Raw genomic sequence first — 15,092 nt, forward strand, 5'->3', positions numbered from 1 at the left:
CCGCGGGCGCGCACCCCTCTCCTGGCCCGCGCGGGCCCGCACCGGCACCGACCGCCCCCGCACGCCCCCTCAACTCCCGTCAATACAGGACGCTTTCAGACATTAGTCCGAAAGTTTCGTCAGGGGCGCTCCAGCGCGCCGATCTTCCGGTGAGGATCGACGGAGCCGTCCGGGGCAGCACCCGGGCGGACGACCCTGATCAGGGAGGAACCTTGGCATCACTTCCCCGGGCTCCCGGGAAGCGCCGCCCCGGCAGCCCTACGCCGCCCGAACAGCTGCTCTTCGGCGGGCGGTTACGCGGTTCGTGGGGCTGGACCGCGCACGAACTGGCGCGCCTCAACGCGTCGTTCCTGTCGATCCTGCGACAGATCCCCCGTCTCTTCCGGCACACCGCGACGCTGGCGTGGCAGGCCGACCCGGCGGCGCTGGTGGTGGTCGCGGTGGCCCAGCTCGGCCAGGCGGCGGCGACCGCGTTCGGGCTGCTCGCCACCAACCGGGTCCTGGTGTCGCTGTTCGCCGCGGGACCGACGGCCGACCGGGTGCGCGACGCGCTGCCGTCCCTGGTGTGGGTGGCCGCCGCCAGCGCGTTCGCGGCGACGCTGCGGGCCGTGTCGTTCGCGGCGGCGGGCCGCCTCGGGCCGAAGGTGGAGCGGGTCGCGGGGCTTTCCATGATGAAGGAGGTCGTCCGCGTCGAGATGGAGCACATCGAACGCTCCGACTTCCACGCGGCCCTGGACTCCGGACAGCACGGCCAGACCGCGGCCCGCCGTCTCATCGAGCACACCCTCGGCATCGTCGAGGCCCTGATGGCGCTGCTCGCCGTGAGCGGGGTGCTCGCCGTGCTGCACCCGGTGCTGCTTCCGCTGCTGTTCGCGGTGGTGGTGCCCAAGGCCTGGGGCACGGTGCGGGCCGCTCGGCGCACCTACGAGTCGGTGCAGATCTGGCTGGAACACGTGCGCCAGCAAGGGGCGTTGCGGCGGCTGCTGATCTCCCAGAGGGCGGCGCCGGAGCTGCGGGTGCACGGTGCGGGCCCGTTCCTGCTCGACCAGTTCGACCAGATGGCGGCGCAGGCCGCCGACGAGCAGACGCGCCTCGCGCACCTGGAGGCCCGCACCGATCTGACCACGTCCGCCCTGTCGGGCCTCACCGCGGCCGGGACCTACGCCCTGCTCGCGTGGCTCCTGACGCACGGTCACCTGCCGCTCGCGTCCGGCGCCACCGCCGCACTCGCGCTGACCAGCGGCACGGCGGGGCTGCGCCGCATGGTGTCGCACATCCACCACCTCTACGAACAGAGCCTGTTCATGAACGACTTGATCCGCGCCCGCGAGGAGGCGAAGAAGCGCGCCATTCCCGCGACCGGCGTCCCGGTGCCGCAGCCGCCCGCCGTGATCGCGTTCGACCGGGTGAGCTTCCGCTATCCCGAGCGCGACACCCCGGCCCTCGACAACGTGTCCCTGACCATCCGCAAGGGCCAGGTGATCGCGCTCGTCGGCGCGAACGGGTCGGGCAAGACGACCCTGAGCAAGCTCCTCGCGGGCCTGTACCTGCCCACGTCCGGCACCATCGCCTGGGACGGCACCGACCTGCGCGCGCTGCGCCGCGACGACGTCTTCGGCCATGTCGCCCTGGTCCTGCAGGACTTCCAGCGGTGGCCGTTCACCGCCCGCGCCAACGTCGCCATCAGCCGCCCCGCCGACATCCACGACGCCGCACGGCTCGACGCGGCGGCCGCGTACGCGGGCGCGGACCGTCTGCTCGACGAACTCCCGCACGGCTGGGAGACGTTGTGCGAGAAGGGCTACGAGGGCGGCATCGACCTGTCCGGCGGCCAGTGGCAGCGCATCGCCCTGGCCCGCGCCTACTTCCGCGACGCCGACATCCTCATCTGCGACGAGCCGACGAGCAGCATGGACCCCGCAGCCGAGATCGACGCCTTCCGCAAGATCCGCGCCCTCGCGTCGGCCGACCAGACGATCGTCCTGGTCACGCACCGCCTGCACAGCGTCAAGGAGGCCGACGTGATCTACGTCCTCGACGAGGGCAGACTCGTCGAACAGGGCGACTTCGCCACGCTGATGGCGGAGGGAACACCGTCCCCCGACGGACCGCGCCTGTTCCGGCGCCTGTTCGAACTCCAGTCGCTCCAGTACCGCACCGACACCCTCGACGCGGTCCCCACGCAGCGCCGGCGGACCCCTGACGCTACGCCGGACCAGTCCCCCGCGGGCGGCGCAACCGGTTGAGGCGCAGGGCCAGTTGGAGTTCGAGGGCTCGTTCGGGGCTGTTCCAGTCCGGACCCAGGAGGCGCGCGGTGCGGTCCAGGCGCTGCACGACGGTGTTGACGTGGACGTGCAGCGCGTCCTTCGCCCGGGACAGGCTCGCGCCCGCCTCGAAGTACGCGTCGAGGGTGCGGACGAGTTCGGTGCCGCGCCGGGCGTCGTAGTCGATGACGGGCCCGAGGACGCGCTGGACGTAGCCGTCGATGCCGTCGGCGTCCGTGTGGTCGCCGAGGAGCACGCCGACGAAGCCCAGGTCGGACAGGCTCGCGCCCTGGCCGCTGCGGCCGAGGACGGTCAGGGCGCGCAGACAGCGCAGCGCCTCGGCGTGGACGGCGGGCAGCCGGGCGGGCCCGTCGGCGGGTCCGGCGGCGCCGCACGTCACGGGCGCCCCGACGGCCCGCCCGAGGTCGGCGGACAGGCGCTCGGCGAGCGGCCCCGGCGCGCCGGTGGGCGCGAGCAGGACGACGTGGCCGCCCTGGGGTCCGGCGAGGCCGCGCAGGGTGCGGGCGTGCCGGGCGGCCTCGGTCAGCAGACGGGTGCGCAGCTCGCCCTCGCAGGTCAGGACGAGCACGGAGGTCGGCTCCGCGAGGTCGACGCCGACGCGACGGGCGCGCAGGCACAGGCGCCCGGCGCGGCGCGGGTCGCCGGCGTGGGCGGCGGTGAGCAGGTCGTCGAGGAGTTCGCCGCGCACCCGGTCCTCCGCCTCGGCCACGGAGCGGCGCAGGAGCAGCAGCAACGCCGTGTCCAGGCCCGCGCGTTCGAAGAGGCGCCGGTCGCTGTCGGTGAGGTCGGGGCGGCCGCTGAGCGCGATGCTGCCGAGCGGTTCGGGCCCGGCGAGCACGGCGGACACCCAGACGCCGTCGACGGCCACGGCGTGCCCGCTGGCGCGGGAGGCGGCGACGCCCCGGGCGGGCGCGGTCGCCGACCGGTCGCCGACGCGGGCCAGTTCGCTGCCGTCGGCGTCCTGGACGACGAGGCCGCCGTCGAGGAGCGCGGCGATCTCGGCGGCGAGGTCGGGCACGTCGCCGCCGCGCAGCACCAGGTCGGTGAGCCGGTCGTGGGTCTCGGCGGCGCGCCGCATGGCCTCGCTCTGGGCGCGGGCGGTGGCGGTCGCCGCGTTGAGTTCGACCAGGGCGGCGCGGGTCTCCTCCAGGAGGCGGGCGCTGTCGATGGCGACGGCCGCGTGGTCGGCGAGCGAGGCGAGCAGCGCGATCTGGTCGGGGGCGAAGTCGCGCGGGGTGCGGTCGCCCGCGAACAGGACGCCGATGACGCGGCTGCCGACGCGCAGCGGTACGCCGAGGATGCCGCGCAGGCCCTCCTCGCCCACGCCCGCGTCGATGACGGCGGTGTGCTTGAAGCGGGTGTCGGCGCGGTAGTCGGCGCTGGCGTAGGGCCGGGCGGTCTGCGCGACCAGACCGCCGAGCCCCTCCCCCATGCCGAGCCGCAGCTGCTGGAACTTCGCGGACGTCGAGCCGTCGGTGACCCGCATGAATGTGTCGCCCTCGGCGGGGGCGTTGAGGGTCAGGTACGCCACGTCGGTGCGCAGGAGCAGCCGCGCGCGGCGGACGATGGCGCGCAGGACCGCGTCGAGGTCGCTGAGGGCCGCGAGGTCGCCCGCGGTGTCGAACAGCGCGGACAGCTCGGCCTCGCGGCGCCGGTGCTGGTCGAGGGTGCGGCGGATGCCGAGGGCGGTCTCGGTGGCCGCCTCGACGCGGGCCAGTTCCGCCGGTCCCGCCCCCGCGTCCCGGGCCGCGGCGGCGGCCCCGGCGAAGCTCTCGGCGGGGGCCTGCCGTCCGAGCAGGTCGAGCAGGTGCCACAGCGCGTCGGCGACGGTGCCGCCGGGCGCCTGTGGCCGGGTGGTGCGGGGGCGGGCGGATGCCATGGGTGGTGGCTGCCTTCCGGGGTGCGGTGCGGGTGCTCAGGACAGTTCGCCGGAGCGTACTGCCGTCTCCGCGACGGGCGCCGCCGGTGCCGGGGACGGGCCCGCAGCCGGGCTCTCGCCGGCCTCGGTGCGCAGGTCCCTGCCCCGGGTCTCGCGGGCGAGGGCCACGGTCACCGTCGTCACCACGGCGGCCAGGCACAGGTACAGGGCGACGGGGACGGAGGAGTCGTACTCCCTGAGGAGTTCCACGGCGATGATCGGGGCGAGCGCTCCCGCGACGATCGAGGCGAGCTGGGAGCCCATGGACGCGCCGGAGTAGCGGACCTTGGTGTCGAACATCTCGGAGATGAAGGCGGCCTGCGGCCCGTACATGGCGCCGTGGAACAGCAGCCCCACCGTCACCGCCGCGGTGATCACCGCGAACGACTCCGAGTCGACGAGGCCGAAGAACGCGAAGGCCCACAGCGCCATGCCCACCGACCCGATGAGGGTCACCGGGCGCCGCCCGATCCGGTCCGAGAGCGCGCCCCAGGCCGGGATGGTGACGAAGTGCACGGCGGAGCCGATCAGGACGGCGTTGAGGGCGGTGCTCTTCGGCAGGTCGAGGTGTTTGGTGACGTACACGAGCACGAAGGAGGTGAGGACGTAGTACGAGATGTTCTCGCCGAAGCGGGTGCCGATCGCGGTGAGGACCTCCCGCCAGTTCCTGCGGAACACCTCCACGACGGGCGCCTCGTCCTTGGCTCCGTGCGCGGCGGCCGCCTCCGCCCTGGCCTGTGCTTCGAGGAAGACCGGCGACTCGGAGACGGACAGGCGGATCCACAGGCCGACCATCACCAGGACGCCGGAGAGCAGGAACGGCACCCGCCAGCCCCAGGCCTGGAAGGTGGCCTCGGACTGCACGGCGGCGAGCAGCGCGAGCACTCCGGTGGCGAGGAGGTTGCCGCCGGGCGCCCCTGACTGCGGCCAGGAGGCCCAGAAGCCGCGGTGCTTGTCGCCCCCGTGCTCGGACACGATCAGCACGGCGCCGCCCCACTCCCCGCCGAGCGCGAAGCCCTGCACGAGGCGGAGGAGGGTCAGGAGGATGGGCGCGCCGACACCGATCGCGTCGTACGTGGGCAGCAGGCCCATCGCGAACGTCGCGCCGCCCATCAGGAGCAGGCTGAGCACGAGCAGCTTCTTGCGGCCGACCTTGTCGCCGAAGTGCCCGAAGACGACGCCGCCGAGCGGCCGGGCGAGGAAGCCGATGGCGTAGGTGAGGAAGGCGATGAGGGTGCCGGTGAGCGGGTCGGCGGTGGGGAAGAAGATCTCGTTGAAGACGAGGGCGGCGGCGGAGCCGTAGAGGAAGAAGTCGTACCACTCGATGGTGGTGCCGACGAGGCTGGCACCGACGATCTTGCCGATGCTGCTGCGGGGACGGGCCATGGGGATCACCGGGTTTCACTCGCGGGTGGCACAGGCATGAGCGGGGAGGCCGGGAGGCGTCGGGGGGCGGTCAGGGGGTCAGGTGGCGGCCCAGCCGCCGTCCATCGACAGGGACGCGCCGGTGACGAAGCCGCTGTGGGGGCCGCACAGCCACAGGACGGCCGCGGCGACCTCCTCGGGTTCGATGAGGCGCTTCAGGGGCGAGCGGGCGAGCAGCACCTCGGCGACGACGGCGTCGTCGCTGATGCGGTGGGCGGCGGCCTGGTCGTGGATCTGCCCCTGCACGAGCGGGGTGCGTACGTAGCCGGGGCTGACGCAGTTGCTGGTCACGCCGTGCGGGGCGCCCTCGACGGCGGTGACCTTGCTCAGGCCCTCCAGGGCGTGCTTGGCGGCGACGTAGGCGCTCTTGTAGGCGCTGGCGCGGTGCCCGTGGACGCTGGAGATGTTGACGACGCGCCCCCAGCCGCGGGCGTACATGTGCGGCAGGCTCTGCCGCAGGAGCAGGAACGGGGCGGTGACCATCACCTGCTGGATCAGCGCGAACCGCGCGGGCGGGAACTGGGCGATGGGCGCGATGTGCTGGAGTCCGGCGCTGTTGACGAGGATGTCGACGTCCGTCGGCAGCGCGGCGACGGCGTCGGCGTCGGCGAGGTCGGTGGTGTGCGCGTGGCCGCCGACGGTGTCCGCGACGGCCTTGGCGGCGGCCGCGTCGATGTCGGCGACGTGGAGCTCGGCGCCCGCGGCCGCGAGGGCCGCGGCGCAGGCGCGGCCGATGCCGCTGCCGCCGCCGGTGACGAGGGCGACGCGGCCGTTGAGGCCGACGGCGCCCGGGGCGGCCGGAGTCGGGGCGCCGGGCGTGGGGTGTGGTCCGCTGGTCATGGCCGGAAACATAGGCATGGCACGGAGCGAGGCCCATGTGGCTCGGCGCCACACTCCGGCTCGGCCTCATGGCGGTGGCCGCCATGATGAGGGCGCATCTGCCGGTGGGACCGCCGCGTCGGGCGCTTGCGTTCAACTCGGGTTGAGCGGGCAGGGTGGCGTGCCACCGGCCGCCTGACCTGGGCGGCGTGCGCGGAGGTGGAATGTGAACGGATCGCTGGACCTGTCCCCGCCCCTGGCCCTCACCCTGTCCGAGACCGCCCGCGCGCTGCGGGACGGCACCGTGACCAGCGTCGGCCTCACCGAGGCGGCCATCGCGGCGGCGGACCGGCACGACGGGCCGCTCGGGGTGTATCTGGCGCGGTTCGACGAACGGGCGCGGGCGGCGGCCCGGCGCGCGGACGAGGAGTTGGCGCGCGGGTTCGACCGCGGCCCGCTGCACGGGATCCCGTTCGGCGTGAAGGACACGATCGCGGTGGCCGACGGGCCGACCACCGCGCAGAGCCTCGTCCACGACCGGGCCTGGTGGGCAGGGCGGGACGCGCCGGTGGTGGCGCGGCTGCGCGCGGCGGGCGCGGTGCTCACCGGGAAGACGACGGCGATGGAGTTCGGCTGCGGGCTCCCCGAGGAGGACAAGCCGTTCCCGTTCCCGCGCAACCCGTGGCGGCCCGACCGGTGGGCCGGGGGCTCCAGTTCGGGCTCGGCGAGCGGTGTCGCGGCGGGCCTCTTCGCGGCCGCGCTCGGCAGTGACACGGGCGGGAGCGTCCGCATGCCCGCCGCGTTCTGCGGGGTCAGCGGGTTGCTGCCGACGTTCGGGCGGGTGCCGACGGCCGGGTGTGTGCCGCTCGGGTACAGCCTGGACCGGGTGGGACCGCTGGCGCGCGGCGCGCGGGACTGCTCGGTGGTGCTGAGCGTGATCGCCGGGGCGCGGGACGGGGGCTCGGGCGGTACGGCATCCGGCGGAAGCGGCGCCAGGAGCGGTGGCGGTGGTGCAGGGAGTGGTGGCGGTGGTGCGGGGAGCGGTCGCGGCCGTGCGGCGGGCAGCGGCGGGCGTGCGGCGGGCACCCGTGGCGGGGGCGTCGCGAGCGGCGTCGCCGCGGGCGGTCTCGAAGTCCCCTTCTCCGAGCCCCCGTTCGGCGGCGATCTGGCCGGGCTGCGGATCGGCGTCGCACGCGAGCACCACTTCCCCGCCGACGGCGACCCCGCGCTGCCCGGGGTGTTCGACGCGGCCGTTGCGGTGCTCACCGGCCTGGGCGCGGATGCGGTGGAGGTGCGGCTGCCGTACTGGCGGGAGCTGATCACGACGGTGTTCGTGACGGCGTCCTGCGAGGGGCTCGCCCACCACCGCGCCGAGCTGTCCCGCCGCTGGCACGACTACAGCGTGGCCGCGCGCGGGCTCCTGGCGACGGGCGCGCTCCTGTCGGGCGCCGACTACGTCCAGGCGCAGCGCGTGCGCTCGGTGGCGCAGCGGGCCGTGGACGCCCTGTTCGCGGACGTGGACGTGATCGTGTGCCCGACGGCGTCGATCGCGGCGCCTCCGTTCGACGCCCTGGCGGACGCGGCGGGCCACCAGGACCACGCGGGCGTGTTCGGCAAGGTCCACACGCCGTACTGGAGCGCGCTGGCCAACCCCGTCCTCGCGGTCCCGATGGGCTTCACCGGGGCCGGGCTCCCGCTGTCGCTGCAGATCGCGGGGCCGGTGGCGGACGAGGCGACGGTCCTGCGGGCCGGGGACGCGTTCCAGGAGCGCACCGACTGGCACCGGCGCGCCCCCGATCCGGCGGCGTTCACGGCACCGGTGCCGTGCGGCCCGGCCGGTGCCGCCGCGCGGGTGGACGCATGACCGCGCGCCACGGCGAGGGGGCCGGTCGGCAGGACAACGACGTCAGGGTGCGGAGCCTGCTGGCCGCCGCTCACCTCCCCGTGGGCGAACGGGAGATCGCCGGGCTCGTGGCGGCGTACGCCTCGCAGCGCCCGGCGGTGGACGCGCTCTTCGACGTACCGGAGGCCTCTGCGGACGCGGCGTCGGAGGCGGCTGACGCGCGGCCCGTCCTGCGCCGGGAGGTCGTCGTGCCGGACGGCCGGCGGGCGTCGCCCAGGGGCACGGTCGCGCGGAAGTCGGGGCAGCGCTCCAGGTCGTGGCCGTGGGTGCAGGAGAGCAGTCCGCCGAGGTAGGCGCGGGCGGCGTCGAGTTCGGCGATGCGGTCCTGGAGTTCGGCGATGCGGGCGTGCACGGTCCGCTGCCAGTCGGCGGCGGAGCCCTCGCGGCTGAGCAGGGTGCCGATCTCCTCGATGGACATGCGGCCGGTCTCGCGCCACCGCTTGATCAGCGCCACGCGGTAGACCTGCTCGCTGTCGAAGTACCGCCGCCCGGAGCGCCGGTGCGGCGTCAGGAGGCCGCGCCGCTCCCAGTAGTGCAGCGTGGACAGCGGAAGGCCGAGGCGGTCCGCCACGTCCCGTATCGGGGTGAGGTCGTCCATGACCCCATGGTCCACCGGCGCGTGGCGCACCGTGCGGGTGGTGCCGGTGAGGGGGCGGTCGTACGCCCCCTCACCGACGGGGTCAGGCGGCGTTCACGGTGTTCTGCGGGGCGACCTTGCCGAACTTGTCGACGGCCTGGTAGTAGGTCCAGGCGAGCGCGTCGCAGGAGACCTTCTTGGCGCCGCTGTAGGTGGCACAGACCCTCTTCAGGTCGGCGTAGAAGGCGCTGTCGACGCGGGCCTTGTTGGCGTTGAAGGTGCCCATCTCCTTGTAGTTGCGGTAGCCGAAGTCGTGCCGGGCACAGGCCGTCTGGAACGGGAAGCCGAACGGGTTGTCCGGGGAGGAGGAGCAGTAGTCCGTGGACCAGTTGAACTTGTACGCGCTCCACGCGCCCTGGTTGTTGCGAGCCGAGACGAACGCGTTGTAGCTGCTTGCGCTGGTCTGCGTCCAGCTGCTGAGCACCTGCGCCTTGTCCGCGGGGACAGCGGACGCCGGGGCGGCCGCGAGGCCGGTCCCGAGGGTGAGGGCAGCGGCGCTCACGGCCACAGCGGCGAGTCGACGACGCATGGGGATTCCTCCTTGTGGGGGTCATGACACGGCTCCGGGCCCGAGTGCGCGGAGGCGTGGCTTTCATTGATCACCGCCGGCCTGTCGGCCGGTGGTCGTGCGCGCCGCGTGGGGGTGGCGCCCCGATGACGGGTTCTTGACGGCATCTGGCCTATACGTCACGGGACTTGGCCCCAAACCACCACGCTGACGCTGTCGGGGCACTCGCGGGTGCGAGTGCCTCAGGGCTGGGAGTGCTCCTGCCATACGACGGACACGACGCACTCCCCCTCCGGCGGGACGCTCACGTACTCGACGTGCCGCGCCACACCGGACGTTCTTGGTTCCCGGCACCGGCCCCGGGCGCGGGCACCCGCACCCGCCGCGACCCTGGCCGGTTTGCGGGCCCGCAGCAGCGCCTCGCGGTCGGGCCCTTCGGGCACCGCGAGGCCGAGGCCCACCGGCGCCGCCGCGAGCGCGAGCACGACGAGGTCGCGGTGCGCCGCGGTGGCGACGAACAGGGGCGGCCTGCCCCGCGCGCTCGCCGTCCGCCCGTGGTCGGCGCCGCAGTGCGGGCAGGGGCCCGCGTCCACGGCGATGCCCTGCGGCGCCGCGCCCAGGCACGAGGCCAGGAGCAGCCGCAGCCCGGCGCGCTCGGCCACGTACCGCCGCCGCTCCGCCGCGTCCCCGGGCAGCCGGGCCCGCTCGCCCGCGCTCAGGGTGTCCTCGCGGGCGGGCACGACCGCGGGGTCCTGCGCGGAGAGAAGCAGCGTGCGCAGGACGACCGTGCCGATGGGCCGGGCGACCTGGGGCAGCGGGGCGCCGAGGTCGAGGGCGGGCGCGGGCAGCGGGACCTTGGCCCGGCCCCAGCCCCCGTCGGGGTTGGTCGAGGGCACCGACGGTGACGACCGCGGTGCGGCACTCTCCCCGGCCCCAGTCATCGCGACCCCTCCCGTCCGCTGCCACCCGTCGCCGCCCCGTTCACGCACGCTTCCGCTCATGCTTAAGGCCGGGCCGCGGCGATCCGCTCCACCAACGACACGAATTCACCCGTCTTGGCGTCGAATCGGGGTGACGCCATGTAGCCACCGGTGTCGGAGATGCTGTTGAGCCCGCCGATGTAGCCCGAGCCCGTGTCGTAGTCGTAGTCGAGCAGCCACGGCGAACCGCTGGAACCCGGCGTCATGTTCGGGCACTCGACCTGCCACATGTTCATCGGCGGCACCGTCGGTTCGATCAGGTCCTGGCAGAACTCCTGGTGTTCGCCGTCGTAGGGCGGGCCGGAGTAGCCCATGACCGACACCTGCTCGCCGGTGCGCGCGTCGGGCACGATCTGGTAGCCGCCCGCCGCGTCGAAGACGGTCTCGCCCTTGGCGTTGTCGTTGGTGATGACCAGGCCGTAGTCGTGCTCCCAGTCCGGCTTGGCGCCGCTGCTCCACAGCGCGGAGGTGGCGACGTTCCAGGCGGTGAACCGGCCGAACGGCTCGCTGCCGCCCTCGCGCGCCGGGATGAACACGACGTTCTTCGTCCAGTCGCCGCCAGGACCCTCGTGGAGGCAGTGCGCGGCGGTCAGGACGAGGATCTCCGAGTCGCTGTCGACCGCCGTTGCGGTGCAGTGGTCGGGCTTGCCGTTGGCGTGCTCGAACACGAGCTTGCCGACGGCGGTGGAGTGCGGTCCGGCCGCCGCGAGGCGCGGGTCGGCCCGGTCCACGGCGGGCGCCGGGGCCTTCTTCTCGCCGGTGGCGCGGCGGACGCGCTCCGGGGTCCAGTAGTCGAGCAGGGCCCGCTCCCGCTGCGCGGCCGTGCCGCCCTTCGCGCCGGGTACGTCGACGACGGCCGCCCTGCTGACCACGCCGGGCGTGTCGTCCGCCGCCTGCGCGGGCGTGGCCGCGGCGAGCCCGGCGGCGGAGACGGTCAGGGCGACGAGCAGGGTCCGGACGCGGCCGAACCGGGAGCGCCCGGTTCTGTCCCGTCCGCAGGACACGGGTGAGTCCTCAGACACAGTTGAGTTCCTTTCGTGGCGCGCCCTGGGTGAAGCGCTCCGCGGAGAGGGCCGAGACGTCGACGAACGGCCGTCGTCCCAGGTAGAGGTCGCGGACGACCTCGCCGACCGCGGGCCCCTGGAGGAAGCCGTGGCCGGAGAAGCCGGTCGCGTACAGGAAGCGGCCGGGGCCGGGGGCCTCGCCGATGAGCGCGTTGTGGTCGGGGGTGACCTCGTAGAGCCCGGCCCAGCCCGTGACGACCTCCGCCTCGGTGAGCCGGGGCGCGCGCAGGGCCATCGCCTCGGACAGGCGGGGCAGCCAGGCGTCCGAGCGGGACAGGTCGAAGCCGGAGGGCTCGTCGGGGTCGGACATGCCGAGCAGCACGCCCCGGCCCTCGCCGTGGAAGTAGAAGCTGGTGGCGAAGTCGATGGTCATGGGCACGCGCTCGGGCCGGTCCGGCAGCGGCCCCGTCACCAGGACCTGCCGCCGGTAGGGCCGCACCGGCAGGTCGACCCCGGCCATCGCACCGAGCGTCGCCGACCAGGCCCCGGCCGCGCAGATCACGGTGCCGGCCGTGACCGTGCCGCGCCCGGTGACGACGGTGGTGGCCCCGGAGCGCCCCGCCGCCCGCTCCATGCCGATGACTTGACAGTTCGTCAGGAGTCGGGCGCCGTAGCGCCGGGCGCCGACCGCGTAGCCGAGGACCACCGACTCCGGCGCGCAGTAGCCGTCGTCGGGCGAGTACGCCGCGGCGAGCACGCCGTCCGTGGAGATCAGCGGGGAGAGCGCGCGGGCCTCGGCCGGGTCGAGCATCCGGCTCGGCACCCCGAACTCGTTCTGCACGGCCACGTTCCGCTCGAAGGCCGCCACGTCCTCGGGCCGGGAGAGCAGGAACAGATAGCCCTCCCGGTGCAGGTCGATCTCCTGTCCGGGACGCCTGCCGAAGTCCTGGAACAGCTCCAGGCTGCGGGCGCCGAGCTGGATGTTGACGGCGTCCGAGAACTGCCCCCGGATGCCGCCCGCCGCCTTGCTCGTGGACCCCGAGCCCAGCGTGTCCCGCTCCAGGAGCAGCACGTCGCGGACCCCGGCCTCGGCGAGGTGGAAGGCGATGCTGGTGCCCATCACCCCGCCGCCGACGATCACCACGTCGGCGGCGGGCGGCAGCTCCGCCGCGGGCACGCGCGCTCCCATCAGCCCGCCAGCTCGGCGGCGCCGTCGGGCAGGAAGGCGGGCATGTGGCGCGGCAGTTGGCCCCACACACGCGGCGTGAAGAAGTGCCCGCCGGGCAGGACCGCCCGCGTGAACGGTCCCTCCGTCAGTTCCTCCCAGCCGTCGTGCGCGGGGGTCAGCTCGTCCTCGCCGACCATGAGGTGGATGCCCGCGCGCAGCCGTGGCGCGCGCCGGAACTCGTAGGCGGCGTACGCCTCCAGGTCCATCCGCAGCAGGTCCACGGCCATGGCGAGCAGGTCGGGGTCGCTGATGACGGACTGCGGCAGGCCGCCGCCCTCCGCCAGGGACGCGGCCAGTTCCTCGTCGGACGCGGTCGCGAGCTTGGCGGAGCGGACCCCCGTCCAGTGCTGGGGCGCGATGTGCCCGGAGAGGATCAGGCTCTCGGGGCCCTGGGCGCCCCGCTCCTGGAGCAGGCGCGCGGTCTCGAACGCGAGCAGGGCGCCCATGCTGTGGCCGTAGAGGACGTACGGGGAGCGCACCTCGGTGGCGACGGCGTCCGCGCAGTCCGCGACGAAGCCGTCCCAGCCGCCGGTGATCTCGTCCGCGTACCGGTACTCGCGGCCCGGGTAGCACAGGGTGCGCAGCTCCACCTCCAGCGGAAGGAGCCGGGCCCAGGGCCGGAAGGCGACGGTGCCGCCGCCGGCGAAGCCCATGCAGACGAGCCTGCGCGCCGCCCAGGGGCGTGGCTGCGGTCGGGCGACGCGGTTCATGCCTGGTCCTCCGCGACGATCTCCTTCAGGACGGCGCGCAGCGCGCTGATCCCGAGGTCGAGCTCCGTCTCGGTGACCGACAGCGGCGGCCGCCAGCGCAGCTCGCGCTCGCCGGAGCCGAGGAAGATCACTCCGTGGGCGCTGTACGCGCGCTGCAGGACCCGGTCGCGCAGCGCGCCGTCGGTGAGCGTGATCGCGCACATCAGGCCGCGGCCGCGCGGGTCGGACACCAGGTCGGGGAACTCGGCGGCGATCTCGCGGAGCTGGCCGAGCAGGTGGGCGCCGGTGCGGGCCGCGTTCTCGAACAGGCCCTCCTCGCGCACGACCTGCATGATCCGGGTGGAGCGGATCATGTCGACCAGGTTGCCGCCCCAGGTGGAGCTGAGCCTGCTCGACGTACGGAAGGCGTTGCCCTCCACCTCCAGGACCCGGCGTCCGCCGATGACGCCGCACACCTGCGTCTTCTTGCCGAAGGCGATGACATCGGGGCGCAGTCCGAGCGCTTCGCTCGCCCAGCGCTCACCGGTGATCCCGAAGCCGCTCTGCACCTCGTCGGCGACGAACAGGGCGTCGTTCTCGCGGCACAGCTCCGCCATCGCCTTCAGGAACTGCGGCCGCAGGTGGCGGTCGCCGCCCTCGCCCTGGATGGGCTCGAAGACGAAGCAGGCGATCTCGTCGGCATAGCGGTAGAAGGCCGCCGCGGCGGCGTCCAGGGCCGCCTGCTCCTCGGGGAACAGCTCCGGCTGGTCCCAGCGGCTCATGTCGTTGACGGCCGGGCTCGGGATGCGCGGCCAGTCGAAGACGGGGAAGTCGCGGATCTTGGACGGGTCGGTGTTCGTCAGCGACATCGTGTAGCCGCTGCGGCCGTGGAAGGCGCGCTCCAGGTGCATGGCCCGCGAACCGCGCACGGCGACCCCGCGGGCGGCGTTGACTTGCGTCTTCCAGTCGAAGGCGACCTTCAGGGCGTTCTCGACGGCGAGCGCGCCGCCGTCGATGAAGAAGAGGTACGGCATGTCGTCGGAGCCGAACAGGCCCATGAACTCCTCGACGAAACGGGCCTGTTCGCGGGTGCCGTAGTCGGGGTTGGCGGGCTTCATCCGGGCCGCGGCGAGGAACGCGTCGTCGAGTTCCGGGTCGCCGTGCAGGGCCGGATGGTTGTGTCCGAGCGGCGCCGACGCGTAGAACATCGACATGTCCAGATAGCGGGAGCCGTCCCGCTCGTCCACGAGCCAGCAGCCCTGGCTGTTGCGGACGTCCAGAATGATGTCACCGAAGTCCCCGCTGACGTGGTCGCGCAGCAGGTCGATCCCGGCCTGGCTCATGGCTGTCCCCTTGTCCTGTGACGTGGCGTGTGACTGGTGCTGTGGCGTGTCGCGCGGCGCTGTGGCGTGCGGCGCGCGGCTGTGCGGTGCGGTGGCGTGCGGTGCGTGGTCGTTCACGGGTCGTGGGCCGGGCGGCCGTCAGGCCCGGGCCGTCTGCTGGCGCGTCCGCACGCTGCGCGGACGGATGTCGGTCCAGACGCGGTCGATGTGCGCGACGCACTCCTCGCGGGTGCCGCTGGTGCCCTCGCGGTGCCAGCCGGCGGGCAGTTCGCGGCCGGCCTCCCAGAGGGAGTACTGCTCCTCGTCGTTGCGGACGACGTCGTAGCGGGGCGCTTCGGACATGGCTGTCTCCT

13 protein-coding genes are annotated in these 15,092 nt (G+C 74.1%); 2 read left to right on the top strand and 11 right to left on the bottom strand.

The annotated features are described in order from the left end of the window. Positions 1 to 212: 212 nt before the first annotated feature. Complete coding sequence (locus QUY26_RS04890) at positions 213 to 2,246, top strand: ABC transporter ATP-binding protein (protein WP_289943868.1); 2,034 nt, start codon at positions 213 to 215, stop codon at positions 2,244 to 2,246. Here QUY26_RS04890 and QUY26_RS04895 read toward each other — a convergent pair. From QUY26_RS04895 to QUY26_RS04905, 3 genes are all read right to left on the bottom strand, one after another. Further along, positions 2,206 to 4,164, bottom strand: coding sequence for a helix-turn-helix domain-containing protein (locus tag QUY26_RS04895; RefSeq protein WP_289943869.1), 1,959 nt, complete (start codon positions 4,162 to 4,164; stop codon positions 2,206 to 2,208). The two genes, QUY26_RS04890 and QUY26_RS04895, sit on opposite strands and share 41 nt — an antisense overlap. Before the next feature lie 36 nt (positions 4,165 to 4,200). Further along, positions 4,201 to 5,589: an MFS transporter gene (locus tag QUY26_RS04900; RefSeq protein WP_289943870.1), complete on the bottom strand. Its 1,389-nt coding sequence runs from the start codon at positions 5,587 to 5,589 to the stop codon at positions 4,201 to 4,203. 78 nt (positions 5,590 to 5,667) lie between these two features. Continuing rightward, entirely contained in the window at positions 5,668 to 6,468 is an 801-nt protein-coding gene (locus QUY26_RS04905; RefSeq protein ID WP_289943871.1) for a 3-hydroxybutyrate dehydrogenase, read from the bottom strand. 205 nt (positions 6,469 to 6,673) lie between these two features. On the opposite strand from QUY26_RS04905, the gene QUY26_RS04910 reads away from it, so the two are divergent. Next, the gene (locus QUY26_RS04910) at positions 6,674 to 8,311 is read left to right on the top strand and encodes an amidase (protein ID WP_289943872.1); all 1,638 of its coding nucleotides are present in this window, start codon (positions 6,674 to 6,676) and stop codon (positions 8,309 to 8,311) included. 70 nt (positions 8,312 to 8,381) lie between these two features. Here the strand turns inward: QUY26_RS04910 and QUY26_RS04915 are convergent, their stop codons facing one another. From QUY26_RS04915 to QUY26_RS04950, 8 genes are all read right to left on the bottom strand, one after another. Further along, positions 8,382 to 8,948 (bottom strand): MerR family transcriptional regulator, encoded by a 567-nt coding sequence (locus QUY26_RS04915; RefSeq protein WP_289943873.1) that lies wholly within the window; start codon positions 8,946 to 8,948, stop codon positions 8,382 to 8,384. An 82-nt stretch (positions 8,949 to 9,030) separates the two neighbouring features. Beyond that, complete coding sequence (locus QUY26_RS04920; protein ID WP_289943874.1) at positions 9,031 to 9,516, bottom strand: phospholipase; 486 nt, start codon at positions 9,514 to 9,516, stop codon at positions 9,031 to 9,033. A 221-nt stretch (positions 9,517 to 9,737) separates the two neighbouring features. Then, positions 9,738 to 10,436, bottom strand: coding sequence for a hypothetical protein (locus tag QUY26_RS04925; RefSeq protein WP_289943875.1), 699 nt, complete (start codon positions 10,434 to 10,436; stop codon positions 9,738 to 9,740). 62 nt (positions 10,437 to 10,498) lie between these two features. Next, positions 10,499 to 11,497, bottom strand: a complete 999-nt coding sequence (locus QUY26_RS04930) for a trypsin-like serine peptidase (protein WP_289943876.1) — start codon at positions 11,495 to 11,497, stop codon at positions 10,499 to 10,501. Then, on the bottom strand, positions 11,490 to 12,656 hold the full coding sequence (locus QUY26_RS04935) for an NAD(P)/FAD-dependent oxidoreductase (protein WP_436840269.1): 1,167 nt from the start codon (positions 12,654 to 12,656) through the stop codon (positions 11,490 to 11,492). The genes QUY26_RS04930 and QUY26_RS04935 overlap by 8 nt, the downstream gene beginning before the upstream one ends. An 11-nt stretch (positions 12,657 to 12,667) precedes the next feature. Continuing rightward, entirely contained in the window at positions 12,668 to 13,417 is a 750-nt protein-coding gene (locus QUY26_RS04940) for a thioesterase II family protein (protein WP_289943877.1), read from the bottom strand. Beyond that, a complete protein-coding gene (gene lat, locus QUY26_RS04945) occupies positions 13,414 to 14,739 on the bottom strand; it encodes an L-lysine 6-transaminase (RefSeq protein WP_289943878.1) in 1,326 nt (441 codons plus the stop codon). Before lat ends, QUY26_RS04940 begins: the two co-directional genes overlap by 4 nt. A gap of 138 nt (positions 14,740 to 14,877) precedes the next feature. Further along, a complete protein-coding gene (locus QUY26_RS04950) occupies positions 14,878 to 15,081 on the bottom strand; it encodes an MbtH family protein (protein ID WP_289943879.1) in 204 nt (67 codons plus the stop codon). Between the last annotated feature and the right edge of the window lie 11 nt (positions 15,082 to 15,092).

The organism is Streptomyces flavofungini, from assembly GCF_030388665.1.
Lineage (GTDB): Bacteria > Actinomycetota > Actinomycetes > Streptomycetales > Streptomycetaceae > Streptomyces > Streptomyces flavofungini_A.

What these genes read in the sequence shown, in the direction of transcription:
- QUY26_RS04940 (WP_289943877.1), bottom strand. Translation starts at nt 13,417, where the DNA reads ATGAACCGCGTCGCCCGACCGCAGCCACGCCCCTGGGCGGCGCGCAGG.
- QUY26_RS04920 (WP_289943874.1), bottom strand. Translation starts at nt 9,516, where the DNA reads ATGCGTCGTCGACTCGCCGCTGTGGCCGTGAGCGCCGCTGCCCTCACC.
- QUY26_RS04950 (WP_289943879.1), bottom strand. Translation starts at nt 15,081, where the DNA reads ATGTCCGAAGCGCCCCGCTACGACGTCGTCCGCAACGACGAGGAGCAG.
- QUY26_RS04900 (WP_289943870.1), bottom strand. Translation starts at nt 5,589, where the DNA reads ATGGCCCGTCCCCGCAGCAGCATCGGCAAGATCGTCGGTGCCAGCCTC.
- QUY26_RS04905 (WP_289943871.1), bottom strand. Translation starts at nt 6,468, where the DNA reads ATGACCAGCGGACCACACCCCACGCCCGGCGCCCCGACTCCGGCCGCC.
- QUY26_RS04895 (WP_289943869.1), bottom strand. Translation starts at nt 4,164, where the DNA reads ATGGCATCCGCCCGCCCCCGCACCACCCGGCCACAGGCGCCCGGCGGC.
- QUY26_RS04925 (WP_289943875.1), bottom strand. Translation starts at nt 10,436, where the DNA reads ATGACTGGGGCCGGGGAGAGTGCCGCACCGCGGTCGTCACCGTCGGTG.
- QUY26_RS04915 (WP_289943873.1), bottom strand. Translation starts at nt 8,948, where the DNA reads ATGGACGACCTCACCCCGATACGGGACGTGGCGGACCGCCTCGGCCTT.
- lat (WP_289943878.1), bottom strand. Translation starts at nt 14,739, where the DNA reads ATGAGCCAGGCCGGGATCGACCTGCTGCGCGACCACGTCAGCGGGGAC.